Origin of the sequence: Pseudomonas sp., assembly GCF_026224925.1 — a bacterium.
GTDB lineage: Bacteria > Pseudomonadota > Gammaproteobacteria > Pseudomonadales > Pseudomonadaceae > Aquipseudomonas.
The window spans coordinates 1-11780 of sequence record NZ_JAMFRV010000576.1; the positions used below are offsets into that span (position 1 = coordinate 1).

Annotated in this window: 10 protein-coding genes; 1 reads left to right on the forward strand and 9 read right to left on the reverse strand. The window is 58.1% G+C overall.

The genetic code is table 11. From position 1 onward, the window contains the following. The 9 genes from glgP to M0974_RS24085 form a co-directional block, all read right to left on the reverse strand. The coding region (gene glgP / locus M0974_RS24045; RefSeq protein ID WP_297842843.1) for an alpha-glucan family phosphorylase at window positions 1-2153 on the reverse strand (2153 nt) is incomplete at its 3' end. 71 nt (window positions 2154-2224) lie between these two features. Next, window positions 2225-4726 carry a phosphoketolase gene (locus M0974_RS24050; protein WP_297842847.1) on the reverse strand — a complete coding sequence of 834 codons (2502 nt, stop codon included), beginning with the start codon at window positions 4724-4726 and terminating at the stop codon, window positions 2225-2227. A 58-nt stretch (window positions 4727-4784) separates the two neighbouring features. Further along, on the reverse strand, window positions 4785-6008 hold the full coding sequence (locus M0974_RS24055) for an acetate/propionate family kinase (protein ID WP_297842849.1): 1224 nt from the start codon (window positions 6006-6008) through the stop codon (window positions 4785-4787). A gap of 174 nt (window positions 6009-6182) precedes the next feature. Continuing rightward, window positions 6183-6782, reverse strand: coding sequence for a membrane integrity-associated transporter subunit PqiC (locus M0974_RS24060; RefSeq protein WP_297842852.1), 600 nt, complete (start codon window positions 6780-6782; stop codon window positions 6183-6185). A gap of 5 nt (window positions 6783-6787) precedes the next feature. Continuing rightward, window positions 6788-8482 carry an MlaD family protein gene (locus tag M0974_RS24065; protein ID WP_297842855.1) on the reverse strand — a complete coding sequence of 565 codons (1695 nt, stop codon included), beginning with the start codon at window positions 8480-8482 and terminating at the stop codon, window positions 6788-6790. After that, entirely contained in the window at window positions 8475-9089 is a 615-nt protein-coding gene (locus tag M0974_RS24070) for a paraquat-inducible protein A (protein WP_297842858.1), read from the reverse strand. The genes M0974_RS24065 and M0974_RS24070 overlap by 8 nt, the downstream gene beginning before the upstream one ends. After that, a complete protein-coding gene (locus M0974_RS24075; RefSeq protein ID WP_297842861.1) occupies window positions 9086-9697 on the reverse strand; it encodes a paraquat-inducible protein A in 612 nt (203 codons plus the stop codon). The genes M0974_RS24070 and M0974_RS24075 overlap by 4 nt, the downstream gene beginning before the upstream one ends. Before the next feature lie 218 nt (window positions 9698-9915). Further along, window positions 9916-10341, reverse strand: a complete 426-nt coding sequence (locus tag M0974_RS24080) for a 3-isopropylmalate dehydratase (RefSeq protein ID WP_297842863.1) — start codon at window positions 10339-10341, stop codon at window positions 9916-9918. 140 nt (window positions 10342-10481) lie between these two features. Continuing rightward, entirely contained in the window at window positions 10482-11186 is a 705-nt protein-coding gene (locus M0974_RS24085) for a glutathione S-transferase C-terminal domain-containing protein (protein WP_297842865.1), read from the reverse strand. Between the two features lie 121 nt (window positions 11187-11307). Between M0974_RS24085 and M0974_RS24090 the strand changes: the two genes are divergently transcribed. Then, window positions 11308-11780 (forward strand): glutathione S-transferase N-terminal domain-containing protein (locus M0974_RS24090; protein WP_297842869.1); only part of this gene is annotated, 473 nt, incomplete at its 3' end.

Sequence of the window (11780 nt, forward strand, 5' to 3'; positions counted from 1 at the left end):
CGGCTACCCTCGGCAGTTCGGGCACGATAGGCATCCGCGGCTGGCAGATAGTAGTGTTCGACGTACTCTCGCACCGCCCGGTCGGCTGAGAACTGCGTCACCAAGGTTGCCATGCTCGCCCGCATACGGCGAATCCACTGGCCAGGAATGCCCTCGGCATCTCGCTCATAGAACGCCGGCACCACTTGGGTTTCCAGTAAGGCGTAGAGCTGGGCAGCGTCGACTCCATCATGCTCTTCGCCATGCTCGGCACCATCACCAATGCCCCAGCCCACTTCATCGGTGCAGGCTTCTGCCCACCAGCCATCGAGTTGGGACAGGTTCAACCCGCCATTGGCCAATACCTTCATGCCGCTGGTGCCACTGGCTTCCCACGGGCGGCGCGGGGTGTTGACCCACACATCCACGCCCTGCACCAAGTGCCGTGCCACGCGCATGTCGTAATCTTCAAGAAATGCCACCCGCCCGCTGGCCTCCGGTCGCTGGATAAACTCATGCCAGTCGCGAATCATCTGCTGCCCAACGTGGTCTGCCGGGTGCGCTTTGCCGGCGATGAGCAACTGCACCGGTCGGGTCGGGTGATTGAGTATTCGCAGCAAACGCTCAGGGTCTTGCAGCAATAAGTTAGGGCGTTTGTACGTGGCAAACCGGCGGGCGAAGCCCAGGGTCAGAATATGCGGATCAAATGATTGGCCCGCCGACTCGATGACTTCCAGCGATGCGCCGTGGACCGCTTCACTGCGTGCCAAATGAGCACGAACAAACTCGAACAGCAGCACCCTCGCCTGTTCGCGCAACTGCCACAGCTGCCCATCGTCGACCTGTTCCAACAACTCACTGACCCGCGATTCACTGGTGCCGCGCCACGGCAAATCGCCGCCATGCAGGGCCTGCCAATGCGCTTCGGCCTCCAGTGACACCCAGGTCGGCAAATGCACCCCGTTCGTGACGTGGCCGATGGGTGCCGCAGCGTTAGGCCAGCGCGCAAACAGTGGCTGAAAAATGTGCCGGCTGGTCTCGCCGTGCAGGCGACTGACCGCATTCACCGCGCCTGCGCAATGAGCCGCCAGGAACGCCATGTTGAACAGCTCTTGTGAATCGTCAGCATGTTGCCTGCCCAAGGCCAAGATGGCTGACAGCGGCTGACCCAGCTCATGGTCGACGTAGCGCCCGAGGTATTTGCGGATCAACGTGTCGGGAAAGCGATCAAAACCGGCCTCCACTGGCGTGTGTGTAGTGAACAAATTGCCGGCGCGCGTCGCCGTCAGGGCCACGTCAAAACTGACCTTATTAACCTGCATATAACTACGCGCACGTTCAAGCACCGCAAACGCGGCGTGCCCATCATTCAGATGAAGCACCTGGGGCGTATAGCCCGCCGACTCCAGCAGGCGCCAACCGCCGATGCCCAAGACCATCTCCTGACGCAGGCGCATCTCCACATCGCCGCCGTACAGCTCGCCTGTGAGCAAACGCACCGGCGGTGGGTTGGCCGGGTCGTTGCTATCGAGCAACAGTAATCGGTTGTGCCCCACGGTTGCCTGCCAACCCCGCAGCCATAGGGTTAAGCCAGGCAATTGAATCGCCAAACGCAACAGGCTGCCGTCGGGACGCAAGAGCGGCTCTACTGGCAGTTGTCGCGTGTCATTAACCGGGTACAGCGCCTGCTGATCACCTTCGGCGCTGATTTCCTGACGAAAATAACCATGCTGCCAAAGCATCCCAACAGCCACCACCGGCACACCCAGATCACTGGCGGCCTTGAGTTGATCGCCCGCCACATTGCCCAACCCGCCGGAATAAACCGGCAGCGCCTCGCTGAGCATGTACTCCATGGAGAAATAGGCCACTTGATGCAACGCCGTATCAGGGTGTTCACGCTCAAACCACGTGGGTTGGGCCAAGATCCCGCGATGCGCCTGCGCCACCTCCCCGACCCGCGCGTGAAAGCGATTGTCGGCGAGCATCAGGCTAATTTTTTGTTCGGAGACTGCATTCAGCACCAAACAGGGGTTATGGGTCAGCTCCCATAATTCAGCGTCCAGACTGCGCCAGATATCGTCGTTCAAACTTGACCAGCGGACGGTTTGATCAAACGCCAATTGGCGCAAGGTGCCTATGTTTGTTTCAAACGGAGGGTAACGAGAAGGCATGGGCTGACCCTGATATGAGTGGCAAACAGACCTGACAGCCACACCAAGGCATGGCCATGATTCAGCGCGGGTCAGGCGTCCGTGAATGTCTGGCCCCGTGAATGCCCCTTGGCCAATGGCGCCGGGCCGTCTGGTTGGCTGAAATCAGCCGTCCAGTGCCAATTACGGATCTCTGGCATGTCCTCGAAATGCTCGCGGATATAGGTGTAATGCCGACGCAGCTGGCTTTCGAAATAGCTCATGGCATCCAGGCTGTGGGAACGCAGGCGGGGCACATGGCTCAAAGCATCAATGGCAAGCTGATAACGGCTCATATCATTGAGCACCACCATGTCGAACGGCGTGGTAGTGGTGCCACGATCAGAGAAGCCGCGGACATGGAACCGCGCCTCATTGGCCCGGCCGTGCACCATGGAGTGAATGACCCAGGTCGAGCCGTGAAAGGCAAACATCACGGGCGCCTCACGGGTGAATAACGCTTCGAAAGACACGTGATCCATGCCATGCGGACGGGCCTGCGGGCTGCTCAAAATGCCCAGATCCACCACATTGACCAACCGTACGCGAATCCCGGGCACGTGCTTTTGCAGCAACCAGGCCGCCGCCACCGCCTCAGTGGTCGGCACATCGCCGGCACAGGCCAACACCACGTCAGGGTCGTCGCCCTCATCATTACTGGCAAAGTTCCAGATTGATGCGCCTTGGGAGCAGTGCTTGAGTGCGGCATCGAAATCCAGCCACTGGAATTCCGGTTGTTTGCCACAGGTGACCACGTTCACGTAATTGCGGCTGCGCAAGCAGTGATCGAAGACATTGACCAGGCAGTTAGAATCGGGCGGGTAATACACCCGAACCACGTCCGAACGGCGTTGCAGCACGTTATCAACAAAGCCGGTGGATTGATGGCTAAAGCCGTTGTGATCGTTACGCCAGGCGTGACTGGTGAGCAGGATATTCAGCGAGGCCAGCGGCCGTCTCCAGGCGAACTCACGGCTTTGCTGCAGCCATTTAGCGTGCTGCGTGACCATGGAGTCCACCACTTGGGCAAACGCTTCATAGGTCGACCACATGCCGTGGCGGCCGGTGAGCAGGTAACCCTCCAGCCAACCTTCGCACAAATGCTCGCTGAGCACTTCCATGACCCGGCCATCGGCAGCCAAGTGATCGTCAATTTGCAGGATCGGCCCGGCAGCCGTACGGTTGGTGGCTTCGAACACAGCGTTCAAGCGGTTTGAATTGGTTTCATCCGGTCCGAATACCCGAAAGTTGTTGGGGTTGCTGCGGATGATGTCCCGCAGGTACTCACCCAACTTGCGCGGCGCTTCGGCGATAACCTCCCCAGGTCCCGGCACCTCCAACGCGTAATCGGCAAAGTTCGGCAGGTCCAGCGCCACCAGTGTGCGGCCACCGTTGACGTGGGGCACTGCGCCCAGACGCAAGGCAGACGGCGGCGTCAGCGCACGTAATTGCGCCACCAGTGCGCCATTTTCATCAAACAGTGTTTGCGGCGAATAGCTGCGCATCCAGCTTTCGAGTTGGGCCAAGTGTTCAGGGTTTTGAATGACGTTGGCCAACGGCACCTGGTGCGCGCGAAACGTGCCTTCGACCGGCATGCCATCGACGACCCTCGGTCCGGTCCAGCCCTTAGGACTGCGCAGAATGATCATCGGCCAGCGCGGACGCTCGACTAAGGCTTGGCCCCGGGCGCGCTGCTGAATAGCGCGAATCCCGGCGTAACAGGCATCGAGTGCCGCCGCGAAGCGTTGGTGCATCCCAGGCAGGTCGTCACCCGCGACAATAATCGGCTCGTAGCCACGCCCTTGGTACAGGGCAACCAAGTCGGCATCGGCCGTGCGCGCTTCCACCGTAGGGCCCGAAATCTTGTAGCCGTTGAGGTGCAGAATTGGCAGCACTGCACCGTCATATTGCGGATTGAGGAACCGTATGCTTTTCCAACTACCTTCCAGCGGGCAGGTTTCCGCTTCGCCGTCACCAATGACACACGCCACCACCAAGTCCGGGTTGTCGAACGCCGCACCGAATGCGTGAACCAGCGAATAGCCCAGCTCACCGCCCTCATGCAGAGAGTTCGGAGTGTGCGGCCCACAGTGACTGGGCACCCCACCCGGTGTCGAAAAACTCCGAAAAAAGCGCAGCATGCCGGCTTCATCGGCGGTAATTTCAGGGTGAACGTCGCTGTAGGTGCCTTCCAGCCACGCACACGCATTCAGCGTCGGGCCGCCGTGGCCGGGGCCGGAGATATAGATCATCTGCACATGCTGTTCACTGATCAGCCGGTTCAAGTGCACATAGATAAAGTTCTGACCGGCCGACGTACCCCAATGCCCCAGCAACCGCGGCTTGATGTGGTCGGCGGTCAGCGGCTCGCGCAACAGCGCATTGGCCTTAAGGTAGATCTGGCCAACGCACAAGTAATTGGCGGCCTGCCAGTAACGGTGCATATGCGCCAGTAATTCGGGGGCAAGCGGGCCACTGTCGATGACAGGTGACTCGGCCAAGGGTGCGTTGGCTGGGTTGTCGGCGCTGGACAGCAGCGGGTTGAAGATATACATGGCGACTCCAATGGATGGGGCGATGTAAAACCCTCGGGCCGATTGGCCCGAGACTCAACTAGGGTTTCAGCAGCTGTAAGGTATGACGAGCAATCACGTGGTCCTCGTCGGTGGGGATCATCCAGGCGGCGACGCGGCTGCTGGACTGGGACAGGAACGGTCCGCCCACTTGATTCGCCTGCTCGTCGATTTTCATGCCCAGCCAGGCGCAACCTTCGATAATCCGCGCCCTTACGCCGGCAGCGTGTTCGCCGATGCCGCCGGTAAACACCAGCGCATCAAGACCACCTAACACTGCAGAGAATGCGCCGATCTCGCGCACGATGGTGTGCACATACAGATCAATGGCGTCTTTGGCCGCGGGTTCCTGGCTGGCAGACAACTCGCGCATGTCACTTGAGATCCCACCGGAAACGCCGAGCAATCCGCATTCGTGATACAGCAGATGCTCTAGCGCCTCGGCCGTCATGCCGCGTTCGCGGAGTAAATACAGGAAAATCCCGGGGTCAAGGTGTCCAGGCCGGGTGCCCATCAAGATACCGTCCAGCGTGGTAAACCCCATGCTGGTCGCACAGCTGCGACCCCCGCGTAACGCACACAAACTCGCGCCATTGCCCAGGTGCGCAACGATGGTCCGACCGGCCGCCGCACGTCGGTCATAAGCGGGCAGGACGCTGGCGATGTATTCGTAAGACAAGCCATGAAAGCCATATCGACGAATGCCCTCCTCACTCAAGGCGCGGGGCAGTCCATAAAGGGTTTCCAGCCGGTCGAGGGAATGATGGAAGGCCGTGTCGAAACACGCCACTTGCGGTAGGTGCGGGTGCTCGCGCGCAAGAAACCGCACCGGCGCCAGGCACGCCGGTTGATGCAGCGGAGCCATCGGGATCAATTTTTCCATTTCGGCCATCACCGACGAATCGATCAACGCTGCGACCTGTGCACGGCTGCCGCCATGAACAATGCGATGACCGGCAGCAAACAGGCTGTCACCGGTATGCTGCTCAATCCACTGGATCAGCCGACCCAATGTCTCGTCACTTATGGACTCCTCAAGCTGCGGCCACTGCTCTTGAACATCGACATCGCTGCTGACCTCGCGAAAACTCAGTCGATAATGATCCGACTGTTTTTCCAGGCTGCCATAGCCACGCGCCATGGGCTGGCCTTGGGCGTCCAGATCAGCATTGTAAAGCGAGAACTTGATGCTCGAAGAACCCGCGTTTACCACCAGCAGCAGCCCAGTAAGGGGCCGATTCGTGTCAACAACCTGCTCAACCATTCGATCTCCCCGGCCGCGATGGTCTGCGCGGGCCCTCTCGTGAGACAGAATTACTGTTTTAGGCCGTGTCACCGCCCATGGCAGTTAGTTATAGCAGGCGCGTTTTTTTGACCATTGATTTGGATCAAAGGTCATTGGTTGGGGGCATATGACTAAGAGCAGACTAAGAGCAGACTACGGGCAGCCCACGCCAGGATCCTGCGCCCATTTGCGCGCTGTGCCTGCAATAACTGTCGCCAACTGCGCGATGACCTGTTGATGAGCCATGATCACATCCTGCACCTGCCCCCCCGCCGGCTGGCGAAGGGTTGAGCTGCACGTAAGGCTGCGACGTTTCTCGGTATCGAGCCGACGACTGAGGCTCCATACCACGTCGATCAGTGCGTATTGGCCTGGCACTGAATCGAAGCGTCTGACGTCGGTTTGCAGTGAGATCACCGGACGGCCAGCGGCCTTGGGCAAGCCCTCAAGGTTGCGTGTGCCGAGCCGAAGCTCCATCTGATTGGCCAAGGCATCATGGAACTCATCGGCAAGCGGAGCGCTCCAGCGTTCGGTTTCGAGTATCGACAACGCCCCGCTGTTGAGTCTCACGACAACCTGCGGCTGGTCAACCTGCACCGGAATCAACACGGGCTGCATCTCGAACTGGAAGGCTGGCGCGCTGCTCGCCCGCGCATCATTGGCGGTCGGCACCAGCGTGTAGTAATGCGTGGGCGCCGAAACGCAGGCGGCCAAGCCTACTGTGGCGAAGATGGCCAGAAGGCGACATTTCATGGAGGTCATTGCGGATCAATCTCTCGAGAAGACGAAGGCGACGATTTATAACCATCGGGCTGGGCAGTTTGTACGCGTCCACGAATCAGTGCTTCAGGGTGCCGACCGAGGAAATCGGTCAATACCCGGACCGAGCGAGCGGTACGCTTCACTTCCTGCATGGCTTGGCCCAGCTCCTGACGCTGCGGCGAATCTTCGGAGAAGCTGTCGTTGGCCGAGGCAAGAGTCTTTTTGGTCTGCACTAGCGTGTCGCGCATCTGCGGCAGAACGTCACCATTGACCTGCTTCAGGGTTTTTTGCAGCTCGGTGAGGCTACCGTTGAGGTTGCTGGCAATCTGATCAATCGGCAGCTTGGCGATCTTGTCGACGACTTGCTGCAGCTGTTCTTGCAACTTGTCCAGGCTGCCCGGAACGGTCGGAACATCCAGCGGCCGCGCAGTCGAATCAAAGGCAACCGGTTTGGCGTTCGGGACAAAATCCAGGGCGATATAGAGTTGACCGGTCAACAAGTTGCCGCTGCGAGCTTGCGCGCGCAGTCCTTGTTTAACGAAGTCAGCCATCAACACTTGGGTCCGCATGTCATCTGTGTCGTCCGACCCGGTCTGTTTAAGCAGCGTCTCATGGGCCTTGCCTAACCGATTGGGGTAGATCACTGCGCCAATCATGGTCGGGAAGTCTTTTTTCTGGGCGTCATAATCGAGGTCAACCGACACTACGCGACCAATATTGACCCCATGAAATTCAACCGGAGCGTTCACCGATAGGCCACGCAACGGCTGATCAAAGCGCATACGGATGTAATGTGGATCACCGTCGGCGGGCGCCATGGCGGTTTGCTGATCGGGAAACAGCGAGAATGTGGCGTCCTCGTCGGCCACCACTGGACTAGGGCTGTATTTGGGTTCGACGAACGCAATGCCACCGGCAAGAATCGATGACACCGATTCGGTGTCAACCTTCAACCCGTTGGCGTCCAGACTGACGTTGACGCCACTGGCGTTCCAGAACCGCGTGTCCTTGGTGACGAACTGATCATTTGGCGAATGAACAAAGATCTGTACGTCGACGCCTTTGCCGTCTTCGGACAGTCGATACGCAACTACTTGGCCCACTGCGATACGCCGATAATAAACATCCGAGCCAATGTCCAGCGAACCGAGGGTGTCAGTGTGCAAGGTATAACGCTTGCCCTTCTCGCCGTAGGTCACTGGAGGCGGCGTCTCCAGGCCGACGAACTCTTTTTTGCTTTCTTCCGATTCGCCCGCATCTGAACCGATGAACGCCCCAGACAGCAACGTATCGACGCCCGAAATTCCATTCGCGCCGATCCGTGGGCGAACGACCCAGAAGCGCGACCCTTCAGTGGCAAACGACTTGGCCGAAGCGTCCAGATCAACCTTCACATCAACCCGGTTGCGGTCTTCGCTCAAGGCAATCGCCGTCACCTTGCCGATCACCACGTTTTTGTATTTGACCTGGGTCTTGTTGACCTCAAGTCCTTCGGCTGTCTGGAAGCTGACGCTGATTTCCGGCCCCGCTGACATGAGGTTATGCACCATCATGGATATCCCGATCAACGCCGCCACGATCGGCACAATCCACACCAGTGACACGTTAAAACGTCGATGTTTAATCTCCGGTGCGCCTGGAGGAGGTGAGCCCGGGGTCGGGTTAACGGTGGAGCGTTGATCATCAGACATCTTCAACCTCTGTATCCCAGATAAGCCGGGGATCAAAACTTATGGCGGCCAGCATAGTCAGGACCACGACCAAACCAAAAAACAAAATGCCCATGCGTGGTTCGACTGTGCTCAGCGAGCGGAACTGCACCAGGGCGGCAATCAGGGCAACCACCAGCACGTCAAGCATCGACCAATACCCAACCACTTCGATCAGCCTATAAAGTTTGGCTCGTTCCCGCCGAGCCCAATGGCTGCGGCGCTGGCAGGTTATAAGCAACGTCCCCAACACCAAAAACTTCACGCATGGCACCGCGACACTGGCAATGAATATCAACAGCGCGAGGTCCCAGGAACCATCGTTCCAAAACTCCATGACGCCACTCAATATAGTGTTTTCACTGCCGCGGCCAAACATGTTGGTGTACATCACCGGCATCAGGTTGGCCGGGATGTAACAAATAAGACTGGCCAGCAACAGCGCCCAGGTGCGGGTCAAGCTATTGGGTTTACGCCGATGCACGGCTGAATCACACCGGGGGCACTGCGCATTATTCACCGAACAGGCGTAGCCGCAGGTATGGCACAAGACCAGACTCATTTCACTGGCGTAAGGCGGTAGGCTCACGGGATGACGCCTTCGAGATCGTCCCACAACCGACGGATGCCTTTGCCTGAAATCAGGATAATCAACACGGTCAGCATTCCCAGCGCCCATAGACCAATGCCCGGATGCACATCGAGCATGCCGGCCAGTTTCACGATTGCCACCAGAATGCCCAGCAGGCAGACCTCAAGCATGCTCCAGGGCCGCAAGTGTTCAAGGGTGCGCATGCAGCTTTTGAATCCTGGGGCTGCACGCCCGGCCAAGGCGAAACTGAGTACCCAGCACAACAGAATGATTTGCAGGAATGGCGCGAGAATAATCGTCAGCCCCGCCACCGCTGCCATAGGGCTGATTTGCCCTTGTGCCAATGCTTGCACTGACTGCCATAAGGTTGCCTGATTACTCAAGCCTTGCAGGTTGATAGAGATAACCGGAAACGCGTTGGCAAAGATAAACAGGACGCCTGCGCTGAGCGAAAGCGCCAGCAATTGCTGAATGCTAAGCTGGCCACCCCGCCGGAGAATTCCACCGCATCGCACGCACCTGGCGGTTTGGCCCTTGGCCAACGGGGTGGACTGATAAACCGAATCGCAGTGTTCGCAGATAATCCATGCTGGTGACGATGTCATAGGCTCGACCGATCGCAATACAAATCCAATCCTTGGAGCCGGGCACAGCCGGCTAGTTCAAGGGACAATCTGCTTTCGATAGGACCAAGTCATCATAGAAGCTCAGTTCGAATCCGATAGCTATCGTCCGCAGACAAAATATCGACTGCGGGCGATGATTATACCGACCCAGGTTTTTTCCACCAGAACGCCAGCGCTATGCGCAACACCCACCCAGTTCACTGCGCCGCAGGCACTAGCCCAAAGCCACTCTTCGCCTCGCTGACAATGTGGAAATATTGAGTAGCGCCGCCTTGCAGCGCAACAGACAGTTCACGGTGCAATCGGCCTTTACTGCACAATGAATCATCTTGCTCGTCAAGACCAATGCCAACGATGTGGGCACCTGCGGACACTTGAAAGTGCGCTTCTTCGCCGATGCCAATGCGCGCAGAAACCTTACGGTCAATCGACAATGCCAGGTAGCAACCGCCGCCTATCATGCCAATGTCACGGTTCACTGTGATCTGCCCTCCGCCTTCCACGGGCTGTTGAAAGGCCAACAAGCGCTCAGGGGGGACCTGCTTCACATTGGCCGGATCAGCAGCAATCGATGAGCAACCAGCCAGCAGTACGAACGGAATGGCGATACAGATCAAGCGCATTGAATCTTCCTTGGGCAGTCGTCAGCAATGAGGTTGCTGCAACTGTAGCTGACGGACGCTCGTCGACAAACCTCATCATCAGTGGCGAATGATCAAAGCCCGCGAACGACCTGTATCAAGCTGCTGATTCAGCGATTGCCCTAAGCGTTTAGTGGGTAGTTAGACGGGAACAACGCACGCCGCGCTTGCTCGTCCAGCTCTTTTTTGAACGCATGGTCTTTGCCGACTGCGCGTGCCCGCCCTACTGCCGGGCGTGCATCAATTGCCTGGAACCAACGCTTGAGGTTGGGGAATGGCGCTAACGGATCTGCTTCGCCCTTCAATACCCGCGGTGCCCTATCCAGCCAACCCCAGGCCGAAATATCGACGATTGAGTAGCTGTCACCGACGATGAACTCGCGCCCCGCCAGGCGCTCGTCCAAGACCTGATAGTGCCGCTCGATCTCACGCCGGTAGCGATTCACCGCGTAGGCGTTGCCCTCAGGTGCCGCGTATTGGAAATGCACTGCCTGGCCCGAAAAAGGCCCCAAACCACTGCTGATAAAAAACAGCCAGGAAAGAAGCTCCGGCCGGTCTGCCGGCGTCCCCATGAACTGATTGGTCTTCTCGCCCAGATACAGCAGGATCGCGCTTGAATCAAAGACCCTCGCCTCGACGCCGCCCGCAGCGTCGGTGTCGACAATGGCCGGCACCTTGCCATTGGGATTGATGGCGCGAAACGCTGCCGAGTGTTGCTCGCCTTTGCTGGTATCAACGGGCACTACCTCGTAGGCCAGTCCCGTTTCTTCTAGCAACAGTGCGACTTTCGCTGGGTTGGGTGTCGGGTGGAAATAGAAACGAATCATGATGCCGCCTGTGTACTATTCAGGAACGATTGATCCAGACTAATTTGTAACGAGAAACGGGGCAACCTTTGCGTTCTGCGCATCGAACGCTCGCTGTTCACTCCACAGGAAAAAATCACCCATGATTGAACTCTATTACTGGCCAACACCCAACGGCCACAAAATCACCCTGTTCCTGGAAGAAGCCGGCCTCGCGTACAACATCCACCCCGTTAATATCAGCGCAGGCGATCAGTTCAAGCCGGAGTTTTTGGCATTTTCACCCAACAACAGAATGCCCGCCATCATCGACACCGCACCTGCCGACGGCGGCGAGGCGATCACAGTGTTCGAGTCTGGCGCGATTTTGATGTACCTGGCCGAGAAGACCGGAAAATTTCTGCCCAGCGACGTACGCGGGCGCAAGACCGTGACCGAATGGTTGTTCTGGCAGATGGGTGGTTTGGGACCGATGGCGGGCCAAAACCATCACTTTGGTTTGTATGCACCGGAAAAAATTCCGTATGCGATCAATCGCTACGTCAACGAAACCAACCGTTTGTACGGCGTGCTTAATCGTCGATTGGCAGGGCGTGAGTTTATCGGCGGTGATGA